General features: G+C 73.9%; 23 protein-coding genes and 1 pseudogene. 6 read left to right on the forward strand and 18 right to left on the reverse strand.

Annotated elements, in window-relative coordinates; genetic code table 11:
• Window positions 1–120: 120 nt before the first annotated feature.
• From ACZ7JZ_RS26815 to ACZ7JZ_RS26825, 3 genes and pseudogenes are all read right to left on the reverse strand, one after another.
• Window positions 121–789: a methionine ABC transporter permease gene (locus tag ACZ7JZ_RS26815; protein ID WP_470943525.1), complete on the reverse strand. Its 669-nt coding sequence runs from the start codon at window positions 787–789 to the stop codon at window positions 121–123.
• Window positions 786–1,886, reverse strand: a complete 1,101-nt coding sequence (locus ACZ7JZ_RS26820; protein WP_470943527.1) for a methionine ABC transporter ATP-binding protein — start codon at window positions 1,884–1,886, stop codon at window positions 786–788. Before ACZ7JZ_RS26820 ends, ACZ7JZ_RS26815 begins: the two co-directional genes overlap by 4 nt.
• A 528-nt stretch (window positions 1,887–2,414) precedes the next feature.
• A pseudogene (locus tag ACZ7JZ_RS26825) lies at window positions 2,415–2,567 on the reverse strand (HAD family hydrolase); the annotation flags it as partial.
• Between the two features lie 68 nt (window positions 2,568–2,635).
• Here ACZ7JZ_RS26825 and ACZ7JZ_RS26830 point away from each other — a divergent pair.
• Window positions 2,636–3,004 carry a hypothetical protein gene (locus tag ACZ7JZ_RS26830; RefSeq protein WP_470943529.1) on the forward strand — a complete coding sequence of 123 codons (369 nt, stop codon included), beginning with the start codon at window positions 2,636–2,638 and terminating at the stop codon, window positions 3,002–3,004.
• Entirely contained in the window at window positions 2,997–3,446 is a 450-nt protein-coding gene (locus tag ACZ7JZ_RS26835) for a hypothetical protein (RefSeq protein WP_470943530.1), read from the forward strand. Before ACZ7JZ_RS26830 ends, ACZ7JZ_RS26835 begins: the two co-directional genes overlap by 8 nt.
• A gap of 40 nt (window positions 3,447–3,486) precedes the next feature.
• Here the strand turns inward: ACZ7JZ_RS26835 and ACZ7JZ_RS26840 are convergent, their stop codons facing one another.
• From ACZ7JZ_RS26840 to ACZ7JZ_RS26850, 3 genes are all read right to left on the reverse strand, one after another.
• A complete protein-coding gene (locus ACZ7JZ_RS26840; protein ID WP_470943532.1) occupies window positions 3,487–3,984 on the reverse strand; it encodes a GNAT family N-acetyltransferase in 498 nt (165 codons plus the stop codon).
• Between the two features lie 37 nt (window positions 3,985–4,021).
• Window positions 4,022–4,555: a sigma-70 family RNA polymerase sigma factor gene (locus ACZ7JZ_RS26845; protein WP_470943533.1), complete on the reverse strand. Its 534-nt coding sequence runs from the start codon at window positions 4,553–4,555 to the stop codon at window positions 4,022–4,024.
• A 126-nt stretch (window positions 4,556–4,681) separates the two neighbouring features.
• Window positions 4,682–5,857 carry a glycerophosphodiester phosphodiesterase gene (locus ACZ7JZ_RS26850; protein WP_470943535.1) on the reverse strand — a complete coding sequence of 392 codons (1,176 nt, stop codon included), beginning with the start codon at window positions 5,855–5,857 and terminating at the stop codon, window positions 4,682–4,684.
• Window positions 5,858–6,150: 293 nt separating this feature from the next.
• Between ACZ7JZ_RS26850 and ACZ7JZ_RS26855 the strand changes: the two genes are divergently transcribed.
• Complete coding sequence (locus ACZ7JZ_RS26855; protein WP_470943565.1) at window positions 6,151–6,783, forward strand: lysophospholipid acyltransferase family protein; 633 nt, start codon at window positions 6,151–6,153, stop codon at window positions 6,781–6,783.
• 31 nt (window positions 6,784–6,814) lie between these two features.
• Here the strand turns inward: ACZ7JZ_RS26855 and ACZ7JZ_RS26860 are convergent, their stop codons facing one another.
• The 7 genes from ACZ7JZ_RS26860 to ACZ7JZ_RS26890 all read right to left on the reverse strand — a co-directional run bounded on the left by ACZ7JZ_RS26860 (window position 6,815) and on the right by ACZ7JZ_RS26890 (window position 15,894).
• Entirely contained in the window at window positions 6,815–8,404 is a 1,590-nt protein-coding gene (locus ACZ7JZ_RS26860; RefSeq protein WP_470943537.1) for a membrane-associated oxidoreductase, read from the reverse strand.
• A 103-nt stretch (window positions 8,405–8,507) separates the two neighbouring features.
• Entirely contained in the window at window positions 8,508–10,052 is a 1,545-nt protein-coding gene (locus ACZ7JZ_RS26865) for an MFS transporter (RefSeq protein ID WP_470943539.1), read from the reverse strand.
• Window positions 10,049–10,600, reverse strand: coding sequence for a TetR/AcrR family transcriptional regulator (locus ACZ7JZ_RS26870; RefSeq protein ID WP_470943540.1), 552 nt, complete (start codon window positions 10,598–10,600; stop codon window positions 10,049–10,051). Before ACZ7JZ_RS26870 ends, ACZ7JZ_RS26865 begins: the two co-directional genes overlap by 4 nt.
• Before the next feature lie 289 nt (window positions 10,601–10,889).
• Window positions 10,890–12,218, reverse strand: a complete 1,329-nt coding sequence (locus ACZ7JZ_RS26875; RefSeq protein ID WP_470943542.1) for an MFS transporter — start codon at window positions 12,216–12,218, stop codon at window positions 10,890–10,892.
• Complete coding sequence (locus ACZ7JZ_RS26880) at window positions 12,215–12,946, reverse strand: ArsR/SmtB family transcription factor (protein WP_470943543.1); 732 nt, start codon at window positions 12,944–12,946, stop codon at window positions 12,215–12,217. The genes ACZ7JZ_RS26875 and ACZ7JZ_RS26880 overlap by 4 nt, the downstream gene beginning before the upstream one ends.
• A 157-nt stretch (window positions 12,947–13,103) precedes the next feature.
• Window positions 13,104–14,531: an argininosuccinate lyase gene (gene argH, locus ACZ7JZ_RS26885; protein ID WP_470943545.1), complete on the reverse strand. Its 1,428-nt coding sequence runs from the start codon at window positions 14,529–14,531 to the stop codon at window positions 13,104–13,106.
• A gap of 169 nt (window positions 14,532–14,700) precedes the next feature.
• A complete protein-coding gene (locus ACZ7JZ_RS26890; RefSeq protein WP_470943546.1) occupies window positions 14,701–15,894 on the reverse strand; it encodes an argininosuccinate synthase in 1,194 nt (397 codons plus the stop codon).
• 189 nt (window positions 15,895–16,083) lie between these two features.
• Between ACZ7JZ_RS26890 and ACZ7JZ_RS26895 the strand changes: the two genes are divergently transcribed.
• The 3 genes from ACZ7JZ_RS26895 (at window position 16,084) to ACZ7JZ_RS26905 (ending at window position 19,303) form a co-directional block, all read left to right on the forward strand.
• The gene (locus tag ACZ7JZ_RS26895; protein WP_470943548.1) at window positions 16,084–17,661 is read left to right on the forward strand and encodes a HEAT repeat domain-containing protein; all 1,578 of its coding nucleotides are present in this window, start codon (window positions 16,084–16,086) and stop codon (window positions 17,659–17,661) included.
• A 340-nt stretch (window positions 17,662–18,001) separates the two neighbouring features.
• Window positions 18,002–18,583, forward strand: coding sequence for a pyridoxamine 5'-phosphate oxidase family protein (locus ACZ7JZ_RS26900; protein WP_470943550.1), 582 nt, complete (start codon window positions 18,002–18,004; stop codon window positions 18,581–18,583).
• A gap of 3 nt (window positions 18,584–18,586) precedes the next feature.
• A complete protein-coding gene (locus tag ACZ7JZ_RS26905) occupies window positions 18,587–19,303 on the forward strand; it encodes a L,D-transpeptidase family protein (RefSeq protein WP_470943552.1) in 717 nt (238 codons plus the stop codon).
• Here the strand turns inward: ACZ7JZ_RS26905 and ACZ7JZ_RS26910 are convergent.
• The 5 genes from ACZ7JZ_RS26910 to ACZ7JZ_RS26930 form a co-directional block, all read right to left on the reverse strand.
• Entirely contained in the window at window positions 19,297–20,259 is a 963-nt protein-coding gene (locus ACZ7JZ_RS26910) for a hypothetical protein (protein WP_470943554.1), read from the reverse strand. The genes ACZ7JZ_RS26905 and ACZ7JZ_RS26910 overlap by 7 nt on opposite strands.
• A 123-nt stretch (window positions 20,260–20,382) precedes the next feature.
• Complete coding sequence (locus ACZ7JZ_RS26915) at window positions 20,383–20,919, reverse strand: arginine repressor (protein ID WP_470943556.1); 537 nt, start codon at window positions 20,917–20,919, stop codon at window positions 20,383–20,385.
• 32 nt (window positions 20,920–20,951) lie between these two features.
• Window positions 20,952–22,160, reverse strand: coding sequence for an acetylornithine transaminase (locus ACZ7JZ_RS26920; RefSeq protein WP_470943558.1), 1,209 nt, complete (start codon window positions 22,158–22,160; stop codon window positions 20,952–20,954).
• A complete protein-coding gene (gene argB / locus ACZ7JZ_RS26925; RefSeq protein WP_470943559.1) occupies window positions 22,157–23,074 on the reverse strand; it encodes an acetylglutamate kinase in 918 nt (305 codons plus the stop codon). The genes ACZ7JZ_RS26920 and argB overlap by 4 nt, the downstream gene beginning before the upstream one ends.
• Window positions 23,071–23,435, reverse strand: a 365-nt coding sequence (locus ACZ7JZ_RS26930) for a bifunctional ornithine acetyltransferase/N-acetylglutamate synthase (RefSeq protein WP_470943560.1), incomplete at its 5' end; no start/stop codon positions are given. The genes ACZ7JZ_RS26930 and argB, both read right to left, overlap by 4 nt.

Raw genomic sequence — 23,435 nt, forward strand, 5'->3', positions numbered from 1 at the left:
GAGTGCCTCTTTCTCGGTGGTGCGGAGACGCCCGAGCACAACGAGTGCGGGCTGTTTGCGGAGGGGAAGTCTGGGGGTGGAGCGGGGCGTCCCGGCCCGGCCGCGGGTGCGGCCGTGGGCTCAGGCTGTCCGGCCGCGCCGGGCGAGCAGGCGTACCGCGCCGTCGCCGATGAGCTGGATCACCGTGACGATGGCGATCAGGACCACGACGGTGGCGATCATGAACCCGGTCTCGAAGCGCTGGAAGCCGTACGTGATGGCCTTGGAGCCGAGGCCTTCGCCGCCGACGGCGCCGGCCATGGCGGAGTAGCCGACGAGGGTGATCACGGTGGTGGTGACGCCGGCGACCAGGGAGGGCAGGGACTGCGGGAGCAGGACCTTCCACACCAGGGTCGGGATGCCGCCGCCCATGGACTGGACGGCTTCGACGAGCCCGTGGTCGACCTCGCGGATCGCGGTCTCGACGAGACGGGCGAAGAAGGGGATGGCGCCGATGGCCAGCGGGACGATCATGGCGGTGGGGCCGATGAAGGTGCCGACGACGGCGGTGGTCACCGGGATCAGGAAGATCAGCAGGATGATGAACGGCAGCGAGCGGCCGATGTTCACGATCACGCCGATGACCTTGTTGAGGGGACGATTCTGCAGCAGTCCCCCCTTGTCGGTGAGGACGAGCAGGATGCCGAGCGGCAGTCCGCCGAGGACCGTGACCACGGTGGACCACAGGACCATGTAGAGGGTGTCGTAGCTGCCCTGGGTGAGCAGGGGCTGCATCTCGGACCAGGTCACTTGGCACCTTCCTTGACCAGTTCGGCCGGCTCGGCGGCAGCGGCGGCGCCGCGGGACTGCGCATCGCGGGCGCCGGGGGCGTCCGGACCGTCCAGCACGTCCAGCACGTCGACTTGTAGCCCCTGCTCGCGCAGGAAGCCGACGGGTACGACGTTGTCCTCGTACCGGCCAGGGAGCTCGATGCGCATCCGGCCGATCTGGCGGCCGCCGACGGTGTCCATCGCGGCGCCGAGGATCGAGATGTCGATGTTGTACGTACGGGAGAGCTGGGAGATGACGGGCCGGCCGGCGGAGTCCCCGTGGAAGGTGACGTCCACGACCGTGCTGCCCGGTCCGGTGGCGGAGCCGCTGACCGGGAAGAGTTCGCCCGCGAGCTCGGAGCCGGGGGTGGCGAGCAGTTCGGCGACGGTGCCGGACTCGATGATCCGGCCCTGCTTCATGAGGGCGGCGGAGTCGCAGACCGTCTTGACCACGTCCATCTCGTGCGTGATCAGCAGCACGGTCAGGCCGAGCTGGCGGTTGAGGTCGCGCAGCAGCTGGAGGATCGAGCGGGTGGTCTCGGGGTCGAGGGCGCTGGTGGCCTCGTCGGAGAGGAGCACCTTCGGGTCGCCGGCCAGGGCGCGGGCGATGCCGACGCGCTGCTTCTGGCCGCCGGAGAGCTGTCCGGGGTAGGCCTTGGCCTTGTCGGAGAGCCCGACGAGGTCGAGGAGTTCGAGGGCCTTGCGGGAACGCTCGCGGCGGGTGGCGCCGAGGATCTCCAGGGGGAGCTCGATATTGGCCTGGACGGTCCGGGAGGACAGCAGGTTGAAGTGCTGGAAGACCATGCCGATGCGGCTGCGGGCCTCGCGCAGCTCCTTGCCCGCGCGGTTTCCGCGGGCGGCGAGGGCGGTGAGGTCGGTGCCGTCGACGGTGACCGTGCCGGTGGTGGGGCGCTCCAGCAGGTTCACGCAGCGGATGAGGGAGGACTTGCCCGCGCCGCTCTGGCCGATGACCCCGTAGACCTCGCCCTCGCGGACGTGCAGGTCGACGCCGTCCAGGGCGGTGACCTCGCGGCCACGGGAGTGGTAGACCTTGGTCAGGCCCGATGTGGTGATCACAGGAATTCCGTCGCTGTCGAGTGCGCGGCGCAGCGTGCCGGGCACGGGGCATTCATCTGGGGACGCGATACGGGCTGAACCGGGATAAATCCGCAGCGGTGTGCATGGATCCGGAAGGGTCCGGGCGCACCGCGGTCCAGTGCATGCGGGGGGCTGGAGCGGATCCGCGATGGCGGTCGGCTCGCCGGGTCTCGCTTCGGGGCGCGAGGCTCAGGAGGGGGCCCTCAGAAGGCGCACATTCGACACAGACAACGAGCACCGGGCGTCATGGTCGCCTCGGTCGCAGGGGTGCGGTTGCTCGTCGTGGTCATGTGCCCCAGTAAAGCAGAGCGTCCGCCGGACCGATCAACGCTGTCCGAATACCGGACAGATTCCTGCCGCATACCGGACACTGCGGGTCACTCCGGCGCCCCTGTCCCGACCCGCAGTCCATCGGCCCTGACCTGCACGGACACCTCCGAGAGGTCCCCCGCGACCCGGTCCGCCACGAGCTCCCCGGCGGGGTGCGTTGTGGTCAAGGCCACGGTCCGCATCCCGGCCGTGCAGCCCGACCCGGTCGAAGTGCGCCGCGGTCAGCCCGCACGCGCCCGCCCGGCGGGTCCAGCAGCGCCGGACGGGCTCCGTCGAGGAGACGAGGGTGCCGTCGTTGTCGAAGAGGAGGGCCTGCGCGTGGAGGGTCACGCCCTCCAGGAAAGCCCGCGGACGGGGCTGAGCGCATCGGGTCTTTCGGCCCGTAATACCCTCGCAGCATGCTCGACGCCCTGACGGTCACGATCGCAGTGGCCGCCCTCGCCCTCGCCGCCTGGTGCGGCCATGCCGCGTACCGCGACCAGCCGACCAAGGACTGGCACTTCATCGGGATGGCCGTGGTGAGCGTGCTCGCGCTCGCCCAGCTCGTCGTGGGTCTGGTCCAGCTGGCCCGGGGCGAGAAGCCCCAGGAGGGCGGGGTGATCTTCGTGGCCTACCTGTTCGGCGCGTTCGCCGCGGTCCCGGCCGCCGGGATGCTCTCGCTCTCCGAGCGCACCAAGTGGGGCTCGGTGACGGTCGCCGCCGGGGCCGTGGTCCTCGCCGTGCTGGAAGTGCGGCTCTACGACATCTGGAGCGGTGCCGGTGCCTGAGACGGAGCACACGAAGCAGGCGGAGCCCGCCGGACCCGCCGCGACGGACGCCGGGGCCCGCAAGCGGCTGGTGTCCGGACCCGGCCTGCTGCTGGTCTGGCTGTACGGGGTGATCACCGTGGGCGCGGTCTCGCGCTCGCTGTACCAGATCTCCACCGAGTTCGACCGGGCCCCGCTGCCGTACGCCCTGTCCGCCGTGGCCGCGCTCGTGTACGCGTTCATCACGTACTCGCTGGTGCGCGGCGGGGAGAGGGCCCGCCGGGCGGCGCTGCTGTGCTGCGCCGCCGAGCTGGCCGGCGTCCTGGCGGTGGGGACCTGGACCCTGGTGCGGCCCGAGGCCTTCCCGGACGCGACGGTGTGGTCGGACTTCGGGATGGGCTACCTCTTCATCCCCGTGATCCTGCCGGTCACCGGCATGCTCTGGCTGCGCGCCCGGCGCTGACGGCCGGGCGCGGCCGGAGGGACTGCGGTGTGCAGCGCGGTTACGCGCTGACGACGTAGGAGGAGGCCTCCTTCTCCAGGACGATGAGGCGGATGCCGTCGGCGCCCGTGCGGTCGGCGACGCGCGCGTACCCGGCCTTGCGGTACAGCCGCAGGTTGCCCTCGCTGCGCTCGCCGGTGAAGAGCTGGAAGCGGCTGGTGCCGCCGCGGCCCTCGAGGGCCTCCTCGACGGCGCGCAGCAGGCGGGCGCCGAGTCCGTGCCCCTGGAGGCGCGGGTGGACGCAGAGCTTGCCGATGCGGCCGGTGCCGCTGCCGTCCGGGGTGCCGCGGACCGTGCCGACCACCTCGTCGCCGAGCCGGGCCACCAGCACGCAGTCCGTCTCCAGCTCCTCCTTGACGGAGTCGAGGGACTGGACGAGCGGCTCGATGCGGTAGTTGCCGTAGAGCTCCGCCTCGCTCTGGAAACAGAGGTACTGGAGTCTGAAGATCTGCTCGGCGTCCGCGGCGTCCGCCGCAGAGATGGTCACGCTCATGCCCATGTGCGCATGCCTCCCGCTCACCTGGTAGCCCGTCGGTCTACCGCTCCTTTCCCCGCAGTTCAGGAGCTGCAACCTCTGCCGCCAGCATTCTGCGCAGACATCCCAGGCAACGGGAACGTACTGGCCCCAAACTTCCTTGTGAGATACCCAACTCTCCTGCGATTTCACGGTAGGTGAGGTCACGGGGGGACAGAAGTGCAGACAACAGTTCGGGGCAGCGCCCCGGCAGACGGGCGACGGCCGAACGGAGGGCCCGCTGCGCCTCCCCGTCGAGCGCGGCCCGCTCGGGGCAGCTGCCGTCCGCGCGGTCCGCTCCCCCGGTGTGCGGCCCGGCCTCCGGCCCGGGGTACGGGACCTCCCGGCGGGCCCGGCGGCGGGCCCTGCGGGCCTCGGCGCGGACCGCCCGGCTGAGCCAGCGGGCCGCCTCCGGGGGGCGGTCGGCGCCCGCGTCGCGCTCCAGCAGCCGGACCCAGACGGCCTGTTCGAGGTCGGCGGGGTCGATGCCCGCGGCAGGTGCCTCGGCCCGGGCCTCGGCGGCGAGCAGCGGGCCCAGTTCGCTCAACACGTCCATGCCGGGCGGGACGCGGACGGGCGGCCGACGGTTTCCGCACCGGCCGCCGCTCACCCGTACGGGCTATTCCGCCGGCCCCCCGGCCGCGGCGGGCCGGGGGTGGGCAACGTCAGCGGTCCGCGAAAGTCAGCGGTCCGTGAAGTCGGCGGCGGCGAGCAGCCCGGTGTCCGGCTGGTCGGTGAAGATCCCGTCGATGCCCTGCTCGAAGTAGCGGCGCAGCGCCCCGAAGACGTCCCCGTACGCGGCCGGGTCGGTGCCCCTGCGGTACTCGGCCGGCAGGAAGGCGTTCTCGCTGCGCGCGGTGTACGGGTGCAGGACCAGGCCCCGGGCGTGGGCGTCGCGCACCAGCGTGGTCGGGGTGCCGAGGCGGCCCTCCGCATCGCGCGGGATGACCAGGTCGAGGGTCGGGCCGATGCCCTGGGCGAAGCCGGCGATCCAGCGCAGCCCCTCCGGCTTGACCAGGTCGGCGACCGTCCGCGGGTCCCCGGCCTGCTCGAAGTCCCAGGGCCGGGTGTGGGCGGCGGACAGCAGTACCACCTTCGGTGCGGCGACCAGGCGGGCGAGGCGCTGGATGCTGGAGGGCTCGAAGGACTGGAGGAAGACGGCGGCGTCGCGCCCGTCGCGGTCGTAGCGGCGCAGCAGGCGGGCGAGGGGCTCCTCCAGGCCGAGGCCGAGGGAGCGGAAGTACGTGGGGTGCTTGGTCTCCACGTGCAGCCAGATCTCGCGGCCGCGGCGGCGGCCCTCGCGGCGGGCCCAGCGCAGCACCTCCTCGAAGGTGGGCACGGCCCAGCGGCCGTCGTAGGGCGTGTTGCGCTGGCGGACGGCCGGGATGCGCTCCTTGGCCCGGAGGGTCTTGAGCTCGGCGAGGGTGAAGTCCTCGGTGAACCAGCCGGTGGTGGCGACCCCGTCCACGGTCTTGGTGGTGCGGCGGCCGGCGAACTCGGGGTGGTCGGCGACGTCGGTCGTCCCGCCGATCTCGTTCTCGTGCCGGCAGACGAGGTGGCCGTCCTTCGTCGGCACCAGATCCTGCTCGATCACGTGTGCGCCCATGTCGAGGGCCAGCTCGTACGAGCCGATCGTGTGCTCGGGGCGGTAGCCGCTGGCGCCGCGGTGGGCGATCACGGTCGGCACCGGCAGGGAGCGGTAGCCGCGCCCGCCGTGCCCGGCGGGGGAGATCCGGCCGGACACCGCCTCCCGGCCGGCGGCGGCCGCCTGCCCCGCCCCCAGTACCGCCGCGCCGCCGCCCGCGGCGAGCACCGCCGCGCCCAGCACGGTCCGGCGTGCTGCCCCACCCTGCGTCATGAGTGCTCCTCGTCCCTGATCCGTTCCGGCGCGGCCGGGGTGACCCGCCGGTCCTGGTGGCGCGATGGTAGGCAGCCGTGTCTTAAGGAAGGGCGAGGGCGGCCGGAACATGGCGGAAACGCGCGTCAACACCGCGTATCCACTGCGTGAACCCGATGTGCGATCAGGAGCGACCCGCGAGTATCGTCCTCACCTGCACCGACGCCGTCCGTGGGTGCTGCACGAACCGCTTACGACGCCGGAGGGCTCCGTTGTTCCGTACCAGGCTCATCAAGGCCACTGTCGGACCGGTCATGCGCATGATGTTCCGCACCCGCGTGGAGGGCGTGGAGAACATCCCGGGCAGCGGGGCGGTGATCCTGGCGGGCAACCACCTCACCTTCATCGACTCGATGATCCTGCCGCTGGTCTGCGACCGGACGGTGCACTTCATCGGCAAGGACGAGTACGTCACGGGCAAGGGGCTCAAGGGCCGCCTGATGGCCTGGTTCTTCACCGGCTCCGGCATGATCCCCGTGGACCGCGACGGGGCGAACGGCGGGGTGGCGGCCCTGATGACCGGCCGCCGGGTGCTGGAGGAGGGCAAGATCTTCGGGATCTACCCGGAGGGCACCCGCTCCCCCGACGGCCGCCTGTACCGCGGGCGCACGGGCATCGCCCGGCTGACCCTGATGACGGGTGCCCCGGTGGTGCCGTTCGCGATGATCGGTACGGACAAGCTCCAGCCCGGCGGCAAGGGGATGCCCCGCCCGGGCCGGGTCACGGTCCGCTTCGGCGCGCCGATGGAGTTCTCCCGGTACGAGGGCATGGACCGGGACCGCTACGTGCTGCGGGCGGTCACGGACTCGGTGATGGCCGAGGTCATGCGGCTCTCCGGCCAGGAGTACGTGGACATGTACGCGACCAAGGCCAAGGAGGCCGCGTAACGGCTCCGGGGCCGGCGCGGGCTGCGGCCGGCTACTGCCGGCTCAGGGACCGCGTCAGACCCGCCGCGATGGTGGTGGCGAGGGTCCAGCCGGTGACGATGAGCAGGTACGAGAGCCACTGCTGCCAGCCGCGCGGGGCGAAGGCCGCCTCCTGGCCGAAGCCGATGATCGGCAGCAGCAGGTCCATCGTGTAGAAGACGGCGTTGAACGGCGGGGCCTCGTCGGGTTTCAGCGGCGGCGGGGACTCCACGAGGAAGGCCGCCGATCCGGTCAGGAGCAGGGCCAGCAGCCAGCCGACGGCCCGCATCTGGCGGAATCCGTAGCCGACGGTGAGGTCCTGGAGCACGCCCCAGGCGCGGGCGTGCCGGGGCAGGGTCCCGCGGTGCCGGCGCAGTTTGGCGAGCTGGACGGTGCGGGCGGCCGCCTCGTCCCCGGCGGTGCGGTACGCGGCGGCCAGCTGCTCGTACACGTAGGGGGCGTAGCCGCCCGCCTCGCGCTCCAGGAGGCGCAGCCGCTCGGCGGCGGGCAGGTGCGGGATCAGCGTGCGGTAGGTGAGCCCGTCGAGGCGGACCCGCTCGGGCCAGATCCCGGGGTCGGCGTTCAGGGTCTCGCACTGGGTGCGGCGCATGCTGACCCCGCCCTGGATGCGGGCGCAGTCGATCATGCGGATCTCGCCCACGGCGGCGCCGCTGAGCCGCAGGGCCATGGCGCCGGGGGCGCTGAGGCGGGCGTAGCCGAGGTGGAGCTTGCCGGGGATCCGGGAGCCGGAGAGGTTGACGGCGCCCTCGGTGCGGATGTGCTTGGCGCGCAGGTCGGTGCCGACGGAGACGGTCTCGGCGTGCAGGGCCGAGCCGCCGGGGGCCCGCAGGTCGCAGGCGTCGAGGTTGACCAGTCCGGCGACGGTGGTGCCGTTGATGCGGATGCCGCCGTGGACGGTCATGCCGTAGGCGATCATGTCGGTGCCGACGGTGGCGTGGTTGAACTGGAGCAGGGCCTCGGTGGCGTCGGGTTCGAGCTCGTCGGGCTCCCGGCCCGGCTCGGGTCCGCGCCCGGGCGCTGCCGGTACGGGGGCCGCGGAGGGCGTCCCCGCCTCAGGACCGGGGGCGCGCTGGGGCGGAACGGCGGGCGGGGGCGGGGTGCCGAGGACGGCCTCCTGGATGAAGAACCCGCCGCCGACCTGGGCGCCGGCGAGCCGGACCGGGCCGCTGATCCGGCAGCGGGAGAGCCGCAGGACCAGTTCGATGCGGAGGTTCGCGGCCGTGAGTCCGGGCAGCACCGAGCCGCTGAGCACGAGGGCGGGCAGCTGGGCCCCGTACAGCAGGGGCTTGCGCTCGAACCAGCAGTCGCGCAGCCGCATCGGGTGGTCGGTGCTGCCGTACTTGAAGTCGAGTTTGCCGGTGATGCGGGCACCCCAGACGCGGATGCCGGCCACCTGGCCGTCCTCGGTGGGGCCGTCCAGCAGCAGGGACCGCAGTACCGCGGCGCGGATCGTGCGCTCCGGGCCCCACGAGGCGCCCCCGGCGGCGTCCTCGCCGGGGTCGGTGCGGAAGTCGACGGCCTCGCCCCGCGAGAACGCCTCCCGGACGCGGCGCTCCGCGAGCGTAAGATCGTTCGTCTCCATCGCCGGGATGGTCGCCCGGGTCCGGACGGGCTGTCAACTCGCTTCCGCGGTAAGCCGCTTGTCGCGGGCAGGGGGCCACCGCGCGCGGCGGCGGCCCCCGGGGTCAGTGCTCGATGCCGTCGGCCAGCTTCTGGCCGCGCAGCAGGAACCAGGCCGCGGCAGCGGTCGCGAGGAGTACGGCGGCGCCCACGCCCGAGGCCAGCCGCAGGCCCTCCACGAACGCGTCCTGCGCGGCGCCGACCATCGCCTGCCCGGTCTGCGGGTCCAGGACCTTGGCCGCCTCGACGGCCCCGCCGAGGGACTCGTGCGCGGCGTCGGCGACCTGGGCCGGGACCCCGGCCGGGACGGTGAAGCCCTGGTAGGCGCCGGTGACGATGGAGCCGAGCAGGGCGATGCCGAGGGCGGCGCCGAGCTCGTACGCCGTCTCGGAGACGGCCGAGGCCGAACCGGCCTGCTCCTTGGGCACGCTGGAGAGGATCACGTCGGCGGTCACGGTGAAGGAGAAGCCCGCGCCGAGGCCGACGACGAGCAGGGCCGCGCCGAGCAGCGGGTAGCCGGTCTCCTGGTGGACCAGGGTGACCACGCCGAGCGCGAGGCCGATGGCCGCGAGGCCGCCGGTCACCACGGCGCGTACCGAGTACTTGCGGGCGTACCTGCCCGCGACCAGGCCGGTGACCACCGCGCCGACGGCGGCGGGCAGTTCGGCGAGGCCGGCCTCGAAGGGCTCGCGGCCCTGCACCAGCTGGAGGAACTGGGAGAGGAAGAAGACCAGTCCGGACAGGCCGAACACGGTCAGCAGGTCGGCCAGTACGGCGCCGGAGAAGCCGCGGTGCTTGAACAGCCGCATGTCGAGCAGCGGGGCGCTCAGACCGAACTGGCGGCGTACGAAGGCGTACAGGCAGGCCGCGCCGAGGACGGCGGCGGCCGCCACGTCCCAGGACGGGCCGTGGGTGGCGACTTCCTTGATGGCGTAGACCAGGCCGATGATGCCGACGAGGGAGAGGCCGACGCTCGGCAGGTCCCAGGGGCCGGCGACCGGGTTCTTCGACTCGGGCAGCAGCTTGATGCCGACGACCACGAGCACGGCCATCACGGGCAGGTTGATGAGGAAGACCGAGCCCCAGTAGAAGTGCTGGAGCAGGAACCCGCCGACGACGGGGCCGACGGCCGCACCGGCGGAGGCGGTGGCGCCCCAGATGCCGATGGCGAGGCTGCGCTCCTTGGGGTCGTGGAAGATGTTGCGAATCAGCGCGAGCGTGGACGGCATCAGCGTGGCACCGGCCACACCGAGCAGGGCGCGGGCCGCGATCATCATTTCGGGGCTGGTCGCGTACGCGTTGAGCACGGACACGGCGCCGAAGGCCGTGGCACCGATCAGCAGGAGCTTCTTGCGGCCGATGCGGTCGCCGAGGGAGCCCATGGAGACGAGCAGACCGGCGATGACGAAGGAGTAGATGTCGCCGATCCACAGCAGCTGCGTACCGGAGGGCTTGAGGTCCTCGCTGAGGGAGGGGGTGGCGAGTCCGAGCACGGTCGCGTCGACCGCGACCAGCAGGACGGCCAGTACGAGCACGGAGAGCGCCAGCCAGCGCCCCGGGCTCTTCACCTCCGTCCCCTGCTGTCCTACTGCCTGCTTGGTGCTGCTCATTGCTCCACACTCCGTCTGGCGCCGCCGAGCAACAGCTCGACGATCATGTACTGGAAGTCCTTGGCCGCGACCCTGCCGTCCATGACGGACCAGGCGCCGCTGCCCAGGAGGCCGTAGAGGGCCTCCGTGAGCCAGGCCGGGCTGAGATCGATCCGGAAGTCGCCCTCCTGCTGTCCGCGGCGGAACAGCGCGCCGACGCGGCTGTCGAGCCGGGCCCACCCCTCGTTGACCTGGTCGCCCTCGAAGAGCTGGTTCTCGGTCACGAGGAAGGCCAGCAGCTGGGCCTCCGGCTGCGCCTCGGCGACGAGGCGGCGCAGGGCGTCGGGGGCCGGGCCCTCGTCGAGGCGCGCCCGGTCCAGGGCGTTCCCGAAGGACCGGATGCCGAGCTCTTCGAGGGCGCGGACGAGGGCGTCGCGGCCGGCGAAGTGCCGGTGGAGGGTGGCCCGGCCGATGCCTGCGGCGCGGGCCACCTCGTCCATCGTCGCGGTCGATTTGCGGGAGAGCAGGGCTGCGGCGGAGCGCAGCACCTGGTCACGATCCATGGCCATGAGACAACCATACCCCAAATGAGACACTCACGTCTCACCCGAGACCCCAACGTCCCAACCCTCCCCGACACCGGAGCCCAGCCCCGGGCCCCGCGTCTCAAGCGCCGGCGGGGCTGAGGGGTCGGGGCTTCGCCCCGGGCCCCGTTTCCGTGCGCTCCGCGCACGGTGCGCTCAAACGCCGCGCGGGCTGGAATTTGCCGCACCTGAGCTGGACTCGTGCAGCAGCACCGTCCAACCGGCCATCAGCCAAATCCAGCCCCGCCGGCGCTTGAGGCGCGGGCACGGGAGGTTAGGCGGGGCGGGGAGAGCGGGGGAGCCAGAGGAGGGTGGTTGTGAGGAGGAGGGTGGTGGCCAGGAGCCAGGGGAGGGGGCCCGGCGGGAGGGCGCCGGCGGCCAGGCCGGTCAGGGCACCGGCCAGCTGGAGGGCCAGCGACTGCACCGACAGCGCCGTCGCCCGGCCCGAATTCGGTACGCGCCGGTGCAGCAGCTCGTTCTCGCTGGGGCCGGCCGCCCCGAGGCCCAGGTACACGAGCCCGTACCCCAGCGCGGCCGCCGCCACGCCCGCCCCGGATCCGGTGGACACCGTCAGGCACAGGAGCAGCAGCCCGCCCCCGCTCGCGCCGAGCGACACCAGGACGGCCCGCTCGCTGCTGCCCGCCAGCCGGGCCACGGCGGGGGCCAGCCCCGCTCCGGCCGCCGAGCACACGAACCCCGCACAGGCCAGTCCGGCGAAGAGGAGCGCTCCGGACTCCGAGCTGCCGGTGAGGGCGGCCACCCGGCCGGGGGTGAGCAGTTCGAGGGTGGCGAGCGCGCCGCCGACGGCGGCGGCGCTGAGGAGGATGCGGCGCACCAGCCGGTCGCGGCCGCCCAGGCGCAGCCCGTCCGCCACCGTGGCCGGTACGCCGCCCAGCACCCCGCGCAGCGAGGCCGGTGCCCGCGGGGGCTCGGGCAGGGCGCTCAGCACGTAGGCCACGAAGGCTGTTTCCACCAGCGCCCCCAGGAGGAGCGGCAGGGCGAGCGGGATCACCAGTCCGCCGGTGGCCCCGGCCAGCCGCTCCCCGGCGCCGGGGCCGAGGGCCCGTCCGGCCAGCCAGGGCAGGGCGCCGCCGACGAGGGTGCCCGCGGCGAGGGCGGCGGACACGGCGGCGGTGCCGCGGGCCAGTCCGGTGCGCAGGTCGGCGTCGGGGCCCGAGTGCGCCTGGACGGTGTCCACGTACCAGGCTTCGGCCGGTCCGCTGGACAGGGCGCGGGCGGCGCCCATGAGGGCGGTGCCGAGGCCGAGGAGCCAGAGGGAGGAGCCGAGGCCTATGAGGGTCAGGGCGCCGAGGTTGAGCAGGCCCGCGGCGGCCAGGACGGTCCGGCGGCCGACGACGTCGGACAGGCCGCCCGTGGGCAGTTCGAGGACGGCGGCGGTCAGGGAGTGGACGGCGACGAGGCCCGTGACGGCGGGCAGGCTCAGGCCGCGCTCCGTGAGGAGGAGGACGAGGGGGGCGATGGTCAGGCCGATGGGCAGCCAGAACAGGGCGCAGGCGGCGGCGTAGCGGCGGCGGGCGGAGGCCGGGTCCGGCAGGGGGGCGGCGCCCTTGCCCGCGCGGGCGCCGAGCTGGTCGGTGCTCACGACACCTGCCCTGAGGGGGAGGTGGAGGGGGAGGAGGCCGGGGCGGGGGCGGCGGAGGGGGTCTGTTCGGGGGCCAGGGGGAGGCCTGCGGCCAGGAACATGACGTGGGTGGCGCGCGGGTCGGCCTCGTCGCGGGCGGCGAGCTCGGCGACCTTGTGCTCGACGGCCCCCCACAGCTCGGTCAGGGACTGCGGGGTGAGCCGGGGCATCAGGTCGGTGATGCCGGACGGTTCGGTCCACTCGGGGCCGAGCCGGCCGGCGGCCATGTCGGCCTCGTGCTGGGCCAGGGAGGCCTGGAGGTGCTCGACCTGGGCCCTGCGGGCGACCGTGACCCAGGCCTGGGCGGCCGGGGAGGCGGCCATGGCCTCGTTGCTCCACGAGGTGACGGCGTGCACGGCGCGCCAGCGGCGCTCGCGGCCGTCGCGGTTCTCGGCCCCGGCGACGAAGGAGTACTTGGCCAGGACGCGCAGGTGGTAGCTGGTGGAGGCGGAGGACTCCCCCGTCCGGACGGCGAGCTCGCTCGCCGTGGCCGGGCCGTCCTTGCGCAGCATGCCCAGCAGGCGGATGCGCAGCGGGTGCGTGAGGGCCTTGAGGGCCGCCGTGTCCTGCGCGGGGTCGAGCACCCGCTGGTCCTGGCGCGGCTCGTCCCGCCGCCCGCCCCCCTGCCTGCCCGCTCGCTCGACCGGCTGCTTGCCCCGCTGCTCGTCCTGCTGCTCGTCCCTGGCCATGGCGTGAGCGTACGGGCCGGGAGCCGGTCTGCAAAAGGATTTTTGCAAAAAAGATTTGGGAGAAGTGGCGCAGGGTGCACGAAGGGGCGGCCGGCTGCTGCCGACCGCCCCTCACTGCGTTCACGCGCCCCGCGACCGGCCGCCGCGGTACCCGCGGCTACCGCTTGTGGGCCGCCCACGCGTGCTGGATGACCAGGTCCGCCTTGACCTCGGCGAGCTGGACCGCGACCGCGCTCGGCGCGGTGCCGCCGCGGCCGTTGCGGGAGGCCAGGGCGCCGGGCACGTTGAGCACCGTACGGACCTCGGGGGTCAGGTGCTCGGAGATCTTCGCGAACTGCTCGTCGGTGAGCTGGTCCAGCTCCTTGCCCTCGGCCTCGGCGGCCTTGACGCACTCCCCCGCGACCTCGTGCGCCACCCGGAAGGGCACGCCCTGCTTGACCAGCCACTCCGCGATGTCGGTGGCGAGCGAGAACCCGGCCGGGGCCAGCTCCTCCATGCGCTCCCGGTTCACCGTGAGCGTGGCCATCATGCCCGTGAAGGCGGGCAGCAGGACCTCCAGCGTGTCGCAGGAGTCGAAGACCGGCTCCTTGTCCTCCTGGAGGTCCCGGTTGTACGCCAGCGGAAGGGCCTTGAGGGTGGCCAGCAGGCCGGTCAGGTTGCCGATGAGGCGGCCGGACTTGCCGCGGGCGAGCTCTGCGATGTCCGGGTTCTTCTTCTGCGGCATGATCGACGAGCCGGTCGAGAAGGCGTCGTGCAGGGTCACGAAGGAGAACTCCTTCGTGTTCCAGATGATGACCTCCTCGGCGATCCGGGAGAGGTTGATGCCGATCATCGCCGTGATGAAGGCGAACTCGGCCACGAAGTCGCGCGAGGCCGTGCCGTCGATGGAGTTGCCGACCGAGCCCCGCTCGAAGCCCAGGTCCGCGGCGACCGCCTGCGGGTCCAGCCCCAGCGAGGAGCCCGCGAGGGCGCCGGAGCCGTACGGGGAGACGGCCGTGCGCGTGTCCCACTGCCGCAGCCGCTCCGCGTCCCGGGACAGGGACTGGACGTGCGCGAGCACGTGGTGGGCGAAGAGCACCGGCTGGGCGTGCTGGAGGTGGGTGCGGCCCGGCATCGCCACGTCCGCGTGCGCCTCGGCGAGGCCGACCAGCGCGTCCTGGAGCTCGGCGATCAGCCCGCCGACGATCCGGGCGTGGTCGCGCAGGTACATCCGGAAGAGCGTGGCGACCTGGTCGTTGCGGGAGCGGCCGGCGCGCAGCTTGCCGCCGAGGTCGGGTCCGAGCCGCTCCAGCAGGCCCCGCTCCAGGGCGGTGTGCACGTCCTCGTCGGCGATGGTGCCGGTGAAGGAGCCCGAGGCCACGTCGGCCTCCAGCGCGTCGAGCCCGGCGGTCATGCGCTCCAGCTCTTCGGCGGTGAGCAGCCCGGCCTTGTGGAGGACGCGCGCGTGGGCGCGGGAGCCGGCGATGTCGTACGGCGCCAGCCGCCAGTCGAAGTGGACCGACGCGGACAGCTTCGCGAGGGCCTCGGCGGGACCGTCGGCGAAGCGGCCGCCCCAGAGCCGGACGTCACCGTTGTTGCTGCTCACTGCTGTGCTCCTCAAGGCTGCTGCATGGTTTCGGATACGCAACCGCCTCCCCGCCGCGGAGGTAACGGGGAGGCGGCCGGTGTCGCCGTACGCCGCGCCCCGGCCGACCCGGGGTGCGCTCACGGGCGCCCGGGGGGACCGGGGGCGGCGTGCGGTGGGGACTTCGGGGTCAGGCCAGGTCGCGCTTGGCCGCGATCTTCGAGGAGAGGCCGAAGATCTCGATGAAGCCCTGGGCCTTCGACTGGTCGAAGGTGTCGCCGGTGTCGTACGTCGCCAGGTTGAAGTCGTAGAGGGACTCGTCGGACTTCCGGCCGGTGACCACGGCGCGGCCGCCGTGCAGGGTCATCCGGATGTCGCCGGTGACGTGCTGGTTGGCCTCGTTGATGAAGCCGTCCAGGGCGCGCTTGAGCGGGGAGAACCACAGGCCGTCGTAGACCATCTCGCCCCAGCGCTGCTCCACCTGCCGCTTGTAGCGGGCCAGCTCGCGCTCGACGGTGACGTTCTCGAGCTCCTGGTGGGCCGTGATCAGCGCGATTGCGCCGGGCGCCTCGTACACCTCGCGGGACTTGATGCCGACGAGGCGGTCCTCGACCATGTCGATCCGGCCGATGCCCTGGGCGCCGGCGCGCTCGTTGAGCTGCTGGATGGCCTGCAGGACGGTGACGGGCCTGCCGTCGACGGCGACCGGGACGCCCTCCTTGAAGGAGATGACGACCTCGTCGGCCTCGCGCGGGGTGGCGGGGTTCGACGTGTACTCGTAGATGTCCTCGATCGGCGCGTTCCAGATGTCCTCCAGGAAGCCCGTCTCGACGGCGCGCCCGAAGACGTTCTGGTCGATGGAGTACGGGGACTTCTTGGTGGTCGCGATCGGGAGCTGCTTGGCCTCGCAGAAGGCGATCGCCTTGTCGCGGGTCATCGCGTAGTCGCGGACCGGGGCGATGCACTTGAGGTCGGGGCCGAGGGCGGCGATGCCGGCCTCGAAGCGGACCTGGTCGTTGCCCTTGCCCGTGCAGCCGTGGGCCACGATCGAGGCGTTGTGCTTCTTCGCGGCGGCGACGAGGTGCTTGACGATCGTCGGCCGGGAGAGCGCGGAGACCAGCGGGTACCGGTCCATGTAGAGGGCGTTGGCCTTGATCGCCGGGAGGCAGTACTCGTTGGCGAACTCGTCCTTGGCGTCGGCGACCTCGGCCTCCACGGCACCGCAGGCGAGCGCGCGCTTGCGGATGACGTCCAGGTCCTCGCCGCCCTGGCCGACGTCCACGGCAACGGCGATGACCTCGGCGCCCGTCTCCTCGGCGATCCAGCCGATGGCGACGGAGGTGTCCAGGCCGCCCGAGTAGGCGAGTACGACGCGCTCGGTCACGGGATTTCTCCTTACGGTGCATTCACTGACTGGCATAACTATGCACTACTCCGTATGTTTCGTCAACGCTCACCGAAAATCCCAGGTCAGAGGCCGGTCGAACTCCTAGGCTGGGGCGCAATCGAGGAGCGGGGGTCCGCGGACATGGGCGCGTGGGACGCAGAACGGGGCCGGGCGGCGGCGCGCCGGATGACCGAGGGGGCCCACCCCTCCGACGTGCTGGACTACTGGGACCCCGGGTTCTGGGTGGTCTTCGACCAGGGCGTGCGGGACGTGTGCCGGTACGGGGGCACCCCGGAGGACCGGGACTCCTGGCGGCGGCTGGCGGCGGCCCGGCAGGAGACCGCCCTGTGCCACCCCGACGGGCGGGTCCGCGAGGCCGCGCTCGCCGCCGCGCAGGGATCGGCGGCCCGCACCTGCCTGGTCGTACTCCGCTGCGCCGACTGGGTCCCGGCCGTACGGGACCGCGCCCGCGCGCTGCTCTCCCGGTCGCTGGAGGAGGCGCCCGAGCACACCCTGCGGCTGCTCACGCCGCTGGTGCTGCGGCTGGCCCGGCGGGCCGAGGGGGTCTGGGCCCGCGAGCGGTTCGGGGAGGCGCTGGAGACCTGTGCGCCGGAGACGGTCGTACGGATGCTGGACGCGCGGGACCCGGCGGCGCGGCGGCTGGCCGCGACGGTCGCCGTCCGCCGCCGGCTGCTCGGCGCCCTCGCCGCCGCCCGGCGCGCGGCGGCCACGGCCGATCCGGCGCTCCAGCGCATACTGGCCGACCACGCCGACCACGCCCTCGCCGCGTCCCGAAGCGGGGGTGACCCGGGCGGGAGCGGAGCGGCCGGGGGCTGCGCGGGCGGAGGCGGCGCGGACGGGAGCGGGTCAGACGGGAGCGGCTCGGACGGAGGCGGCACGGACGTCGCCGCTGAGGTGGCGGCCGTCCTGCTCGGGTCGCGGAGCGCGCCCGTACGCGCGGCCGGGGTGACCGCCCTGCACCGGTCCGGCGGGCGGGCCGGGGACCCGGCGGCCTGGCTCGGCGACCGGTCCGCGCTGGTACGGGCCTGCGCCCGGTGGGGCGTGCGCCGGGACGGCCGGGATCCGCACGCCCTCTACCGGGCGCTGTGCGCCGACCCCGCGACCGCGGCGCCGGGCGCGCTGCTGGGCCTGGCCGAATGCGGGGTGCGCGGGGACGGGCCGCTGCTCACCTCCTTCCTCCCCCACCCCGACCCGCGCCTGAGGGCGCACGCCGTCGCCGGGCTGCGGCTGCTCGGCCTGGTCCGGTTCCCGCAGGTCCTGCCGCTGCTGGACGATCCGGCGCCCGGCGTGGTGCGCGAGGCGACGCTGGCCCTGCTGCCCTGGGCCGGGCGGCTGGCTACGGACGGGCTGGTGGCGCGTACGGCCCCGGGGAACCCCGGGCGGCTGCGGCGGGACGCGTTCCGGCTGCTGCTGGCGCAGGGCGGGCTGCCCGCGGTGCGCACGGCCGTGGGGCTGCTGGAGGACCCGGACCCGCGGCTGCGGGACCGGGCGGTCACGACGGTGCACCGGACGGACTGGTGGGTGCTCCTGCACCCGGCCGACGGGCCCGGCCGGCCGTCGGGGGCCACGGGAGGCGATGCGGCAGGCGGTACGGGGAGCACCGAGGCAAGCGGTACGGCGGACTCACCGGGGGCGCGGGCCGCAGAGCTGTCCGAGCTGCTGGAGCGGTGCGGATCGGTGCTGCCGCCCCACCGGCTGGACCGCTGGCAGCACCTCCTGGGACTCGGCGGCCCGCGGCCCTGACCCGGCCGGGGCCCCGCCGTACCCGGCGCCCGGCGCACCCGGACCGTGGCGCAGGCGTACCGCGGCGCCCCGCTGCCGGACGGAAGCGGATGCTCCGCTCTGGGCCCGCCGACCGGGCCGGGTCGGCGTAGGGCCCGGACGCGGGGGCGGGAGACCCCCGCGCAAGGGCGGCTTCGCGGCGGGACCTGCCCTCGGCCCCGGCACTGCGCGGCCCTCCCGCACGCGGGCCGGGGGCGGTGTGGAGCCCGTCGGGGTACCGGGTGTCCCGCGGTCCCCCGGCGCGCAGACCCGGGCGGGGTCCCCGCCCGGGCTTCCGGGCTGACAGGCGGATAATCCGGCCATGGGAAGAATCTACGAACGCATAGACGGCCGGCTGCGTGAATTCATCGAGGCGCAGCCGGTGTTCTTCACCGCGACCGCCCCGCTCTCCGAGGACGGGCACGTCAACCTGTCCCCCAAGGGCCGCGCCGGCACCCTCGTCGTGATCGACGAGCAGACACTCGCCTACCTGGACTTCGGCGGCAGCGGCGCCGAGACCATCGCGCACCTGCGCGAGAACGGCCGGATCACCCTGATGTGGTGCGCCTTCTCCGGTCCGCCGAACATCGTGCGCGTGCACGGCGAGGGCGAGGCGGTGTTCCGCGACGACCCGCGCTGGGGCGGCCTGATCGCGCTGTTCGGGGCGGCCGACGGGCCCGCCGCCCGCGCGGTGGTCCTCGTCCGGGCCCACCGGATCTCGGACACCTGCGGGTACGCCGTGCCCTTCATGGACTACCGGGAGGAGCGCACCCTCCACGCGGAGTACTTCGGCCGCAAGACCGACGAGGAGTTCGCGGCGTACTGCGAGAAGAAGGAGACCGTCGGGACCAGCCTGGACGGCCTGCCCGCGCTGCCGCTGCCGCTGCCGCCGCGTACCGTCTGACGGATGAGAACCGCGCTCCTCCTCGGCCCACTGCTCGTCAGCACCCTGCTGGTGACCGCCGGTTCACCGCCCGCCGGGCCGGCCGCCGCCGAGGTCCCCCTGCCCGCCCGGATGGCCGATACCGGCGGGGGCAGCCAGCTGATCACGGCCGTGGCCCCCGCCGCGGGCTCCACCACCGGCCTGGTGACCTGGTGGGACCTGCGGGCCGGCCGCTGGTTCCGGTCCGGGTCCGCCGCGGCCCGGTTCGGTTCGGGCGGGCTGGTCGAGGGGACCGCACGGGTCCAGGGCACGGGGACCACCCCGGCGGGCCTGTACGGGCTGCCGTACGCCTTCGGAACCGAGGCCGCGCCCGCGGGGACCCGCTACCGGTACCGCCCCGTGCGCCCGGACTCCTGGTGGTGCCAGGACAACGCCTCGACGCGCTACAACCGCTGGGTGGAGCCCCTGCCCGCGGACTGCGCCCCCGGGGAGGCCGAGCACCTCCGGGCGTACGGGACCCAGTACGCGCACGCGCTCGTCGTGGACTTCAACTACGCCGAACAGGTGCGGGGACGCGGGGCGGGCATCTTCCTGCACGTCAACGGCAAGGGGGCCACGGCCGGCTGCGTCTCCGTCCCGAAGGAGGCCATGCGCCGCATCCTGCGCTGGGCCGATCCCCGCCGGCGCCCGCACCTCGCGGTGGGCACCGGTGCGGGGCCGCTGGACGTCACGCGCTACTGACCCCGTCCGCCCCGGGGCCTGCGGCGCCGCGGCGGGCGCGGGGCGCGGGCCGGCCGGGGCCCGGAGGTCCGCGGGGCGCCGGGCCCGCGGGCCGGTGCGGGCTCCCGGAGCGGGGTGGGCCCGCCGGGCTGTCCCGGCTGCCGGGGGCGGGGGATGCGCGGCGGGTGCAGGCGGGGCTTGCGGCCCGGGAAGCGGGTGCGGACCACGGGGGCCGCGGTCAGGTCCACCCGCGCGCGCTGTGCCTCGTCCAGGGCGGCGAGCGCCGGGTGCACCCGGCTCCGGCAGTGGGCGCGCAGCCGGTCCTTCTCGGCGGGGAACGGCAGCCGCTTCCAGAGCCTGTCGGCGGCGGCCAGCGCCAGCAGGCACAGCGCGGTGCCCGCGGCCGCGGCCCACTGCCCGCCGGTCCTCGGCAGGGTGTTCAGGAGGGCGACCACCGCGAACGCCGCGGTCACCCCGACGGCGCAGAGCACCGGGAAGACCAGGCAGCAGCCCGCGGCGCCGCGTATCCGGCCCGGTTGGCGCGGCCGCCCCGGCAGCAGCCGCTCCTGCTCCTGGAGGAAGGCCCTGCACTCCTGGCGGAACGTGCTGTCGAAGGCCTCGATGCGGCTGAGCTGCGTACCCGCGGGGTGCCTGGCGCGCACGGAGGCCAGCAGGGCGGCCAGCACCGGATGCAGGCCCGCGGGCACCGCCTCCGCAGGTAGTCCGGCCGGGTCGTCGAGCCGCAGCACCCCCGCCTTGTCCACGCGGACCAGGCCGGCGAGCAGCAGCTCCGCCGTCGCGGCCCGCGGGAGCTCGCCGCGCTCCTGCGCGGCGAAGTAGGCGTCGACTCCGGCGGCGGCGACCCGCGCGTCGGTCCGGCGCAGCCCCAGCACCCGCAGCAGGTGCCGGGCGCCGAGTCCGCCGTACACGACCGCGGTGGCGGCCAGGACGAGCAGCAGCAGCTTGACGAGGTTCATGCCCGAAGGCTAGGCCGCACGGGCGGCGAGGTCCTCCGGATAACGGCCCCGCCCCGCCCGGGAGTTGGCCGGGCGGGGCCGGGACGGGCGGTGGGCTGCGGCCCCCGGCGGCGGGGGCCGGGCTCAGCCCTCCTTCTGCGCCAGGCGCAGCAGGTGGTCGGCGAGGGCCTGGCCGCCCTGCGGGTCGCGGCTGATGAGCATCAGGGTGTCGTCGCCCGCGATCGTGCCCAGGATCGCGTGCAGTTCGGCCTGGTCGATGGCCGAGGCCAGGAACTGGGCCGCGCCCGGCGGGGTGCGCAGGACCACGAGGTTGGCGGAGGCCTCGGCGGAGATGAGCAGTTCGCCGGAGAGCCGGCGCATCCGCTCCTCCTTGGCCGACTCGCCGAGCGGGGCCTGCGGGGTGCGGAAGCCGCCCTCGCTGGGGACCGCGTAGATCAGCTCGCCGCCCGTGTTGCGGATCTTGACCGCGCCCAGCTCGTCGAGGTCCCGGCTGAGCGTCGCCTGGGTGACGCTCAGCCCGTCGTCCGCGAGCAGTTTGGCCAGCTGGCTCTGGGAGCGCACCGGCTGCCGGTTGAGGATGTCCACGATCCGGCGGTGGCGGGCGGTCCGGGTCTGCGGGACGGCGGGGCCGCCGTGCTCGTTGTCCTGCGCCTGGCTCATCGTCGTCTCATTCTCCGGATCGTCCGTCCCCGCTAGTCGGCGTGCGGCGCGTTCGTCTGCGCTGCGTCGAGGATGCCGGGCAGGGCCCGGAGGAACGCGTCCGTCTCCGCCCCGGACAGGATGTACGGCGGCATGAGCCGTACGACGTCGGGGGCGGGCGCGTTGACCAGGAAGCCGGCATCCTGAGCCGCCTGCTGCACCTGGGGCGCGAGGGGCTCGGTCAGCACGATACCCAGCAGAAGGCCGGCACCGCGGACGTGGGAGACCAGCGCGTGCCCGGAGGCTTCGATTCCGGTGCGCAGCCGCTCCCCCGTCTCCTTGACCCGCTCCAGCAGGCCGTCGGCCTCGATGGTGTCGATCACGGCGAGTCCGGCGGCGCAGGCGACGGGGTTCCCGCCGAAGGTGGTGCCGTGGTGGCCGGGCCGGAGCAGGTCGGCTGCCGGGCCGAAGGCCACGGTGGCGCCCAGCGGCAGGCCGCCGCCGAGCCCCTTGGCGAGGGTGACGAGGTCGGGCTCGACCCCGTGGTGCGCCTGGTGCTCGAACCACTGCCCGCACCGGCCGATGCCGGTCTGGACCTCGTCGAGGGCGAGCAGGGTGCCGGTGGCCCGGGTGATCTCGCGGGCGGCCTCCAGGTAGCCGGCGGGCGGTACGACCACGCCGTTCTCGCCCTGGACGGGCTCGATCAGGACGAGGGCGGTCTCCTCGGTGACCGCGGCCCGCAGGGCCTCCGCGTCCCCGTACGGGACGTGGGTGACCTCGCCGGGCAGCGGGAGGAAGGGGGTCTGCTTCGCGGGCTGGCCGGTGAGGGCGAGGGCGCCCATGGTCCGGCCGTGGAAGCCGCCCCGGGTGGCGACCATGTGCGGGCGGCCGGTGAGCCGTCCGATCTTGAAGACGGCCTCGACCGCCTCTGCACCGGAATTGCAGAAGAAGACCCGGCCGGGCCGGCCGAAGAGCCCCAGCAGCCGCTCGCCGAGGGCGACCACGGGCTCGGAGGCGTACAGGTTGGAGACGTGCCCGAGGGTGGCGATCTGCGTGGACACGGCCCCGACCACGGCGGGGTGGGCGTGGCCGAGGGCGTTCACGGCGATCCCGCCGACGAAGTCGGTGTACTGCCGCCCGTCGGCGTCCCAGACCTGGGCCCCCGATCCCCGGACCAGGGCCACCGCGGGGGTGCCGTAGTTGTCGGCCAGGGCGCCCTGCCAGCGCTGCCCGTAGGCCTCGTTACCGGTCGACTCGCTCATTCCGCTCCCCCTTCGGTTCCGTTCGCGTCGGGTACGACCATGGTGCCGATGCCCTCGTCGGTGAAGATCTCCAGCAGGATCGAGTGGTGGACCCGCCCGTCGATCACGCGGGCGGTGTGCACCCCGTTGCGTACGGCGTGCAGGCAGCCCTCCATCTTGGGGACCATGCCGCTGGAGAGGTCGGGCAGCAGCTTCTCCAGCTGGCTCACGGTCAGCCGGCTGATGACCTCGTCGCTGTGCGGCCAGTCCGCGTACAGGCCCTCGACGTCGGTGAGGACCATCAGGGTCTCGGCGCCCAGGGCCGCGGCGAGCGCGGCGGCGGCGGTGTCGGCGTTGACGTTGTAGACGTGCCCGTCGTCGGCGCCGCGGGCGATCGAGGAGATCACCGGGATCCGGCCGTCGTCGAGCAGGGCCTCGATGGCCCCCGTGTCTATCGCGGTGATCTCGCCGACCCGGCCGATGTCGACCCGCTCGCCGTCGATCTCCGGCCGGTGCCGGACCGCGCTGATGGTGTGGGCGTCCTCGCCGGTCATGCCGACGGCGAACGGCCCGTGCTGGTTGAGCAGGCCGACCAGCTCCCGCTGGACCCGCCCGGCCAGGACCATCCGGACCACGTCCATCGCCTCGGGCGTGGTGACCCGCAGACCCGCCCTGAACTCGCTGACCAGGCCTTCCTTGTCCAGCTGGGCGTTGATCTGGGGGCCGCCGCCGTGGACCACCACGGGCTTGAGGCCCGCGTGCCGCAGGAACACCACGTCCTGGGCGAAGGCCGCCTTCAGCTCCTCGTCCACCATGGCGTTGCCGCCGAACTTGATGACGACGGTCTTGCCGTGGTGGCGGGTCAGCCAGGGCAGGGCCTCGATGAGGGTCTGCGCCTTCGGGAGGGCCGTGTGCTTGCGTGCGGTCCCGGTCATGAGCTGTACGCGCTGTTCTCGTGGACGTACTCGGCGGTCAGGTCGTTGGCCCAGATGACGGCGGACTCGGTGCCGTGGGAGAGGTCCGCGGTGATGCCGACCTCGCGGGGGGTCATGTCGACGAGGTCGCGGTCCTCCCCGACGGAGCCGTTCTTGCAGACCCAGACCCCGTTGATGGCCACGTTGAGCCGGTCGGGGTCGAAGGCGGCGGAGGTGGTGCCGATGGCGGAGAGCACCCGGCCCCAGTTGGGGTCCTCGCCGTGGATCGCGCACTTGAGGAGGTTGTTGCGGGCGATCGAGCGGCCGACCTCGACGGCGTCCTCCTCGGACGCGGCGTTCACGACCTCGATGCGGATCTCCT

It is taken from the genome of Streptomyces sp. NPDC038213 (assembly GCF_055600495.1).

Bases quoted from the DNA above. Each gene is read 5' to 3' on its own strand.
- ACZ7JZ_RS26830 (WP_470943529.1), top strand. From the start codon at position 2,636: ATGCTCGACGCCCTGACGGTCACGATCGCAGTGGCCGCCCTCGCCCTC.
- ACZ7JZ_RS26840 (WP_470943532.1), bottom strand. From the start codon at position 3,984: ATGGGCATGAGCGTGACCATCTCTGCGGCGGACGCCGCGGACGCCGAG.
- ACZ7JZ_RS26845 (WP_470943533.1), bottom strand. From the start codon at position 4,555: ATGGACGTGTTGAGCGAACTGGGCCCGCTGCTCGCCGCCGAGGCCCGG.
- ACZ7JZ_RS26850 (WP_470943535.1), bottom strand. From the start codon at position 5,857: ATGACGCAGGGTGGGGCAGCACGCCGGACCGTGCTGGGCGCGGCGGTG.
- ACZ7JZ_RS26855 (WP_470943565.1), top strand. From the start codon at position 6,151: ATGCGCATGATGTTCCGCACCCGCGTGGAGGGCGTGGAGAACATCCCG.
- ACZ7JZ_RS26860 (WP_470943537.1), bottom strand. From the start codon at position 8,404: ATGGAGACGAACGATCTTACGCTCGCGGAGCGCCGCGTCCGGGAGGCG.
- ACZ7JZ_RS26865 (WP_470943539.1), bottom strand. From the start codon at position 10,052: ATGAGCAGCACCAAGCAGGCAGTAGGACAGCAGGGGACGGAGGTGAAG.
- ACZ7JZ_RS26870 (WP_470943540.1), bottom strand. From the start codon at position 10,600: ATGGCCATGGATCGTGACCAGGTGCTGCGCTCCGCCGCAGCCCTGCTC.
- ACZ7JZ_RS26880 (WP_470943543.1), bottom strand. From the start codon at position 12,946: ATGGCCAGGGACGAGCAGCAGGACGAGCAGCGGGGCAAGCAGCCGGTC.
- ACZ7JZ_RS26895 (WP_470943548.1), top strand. From the start codon at position 16,084: ATGACCGAGGGGGCCCACCCCTCCGACGTGCTGGACTACTGGGACCCC.
- ACZ7JZ_RS26900 (WP_470943550.1), top strand. From the start codon at position 18,002: ATGGGAAGAATCTACGAACGCATAGACGGCCGGCTGCGTGAATTCATC.
- ACZ7JZ_RS26905 (WP_470943552.1), top strand. From the start codon at position 18,587: ATGAGAACCGCGCTCCTCCTCGGCCCACTGCTCGTCAGCACCCTGCTG.
- ACZ7JZ_RS26910 (WP_470943554.1), bottom strand. From the start codon at position 20,259: ATGAACCTCGTCAAGCTGCTGCTGCTCGTCCTGGCCGCCACCGCGGTC.
- ACZ7JZ_RS26915 (WP_470943556.1), bottom strand. From the start codon at position 20,919: ATGAGCCAGGCGCAGGACAACGAGCACGGCGGCCCCGCCGTCCCGCAG.
- ACZ7JZ_RS26920 (WP_470943558.1), bottom strand. From the start codon at position 22,160: ATGAGCGAGTCGACCGGTAACGAGGCCTACGGGCAGCGCTGGCAGGGC.
- argB (WP_470943559.1), bottom strand. From the start codon at position 23,074: ATGACCGGGACCGCACGCAAGCACACGGCCCTCCCGAAGGCGCAGACC.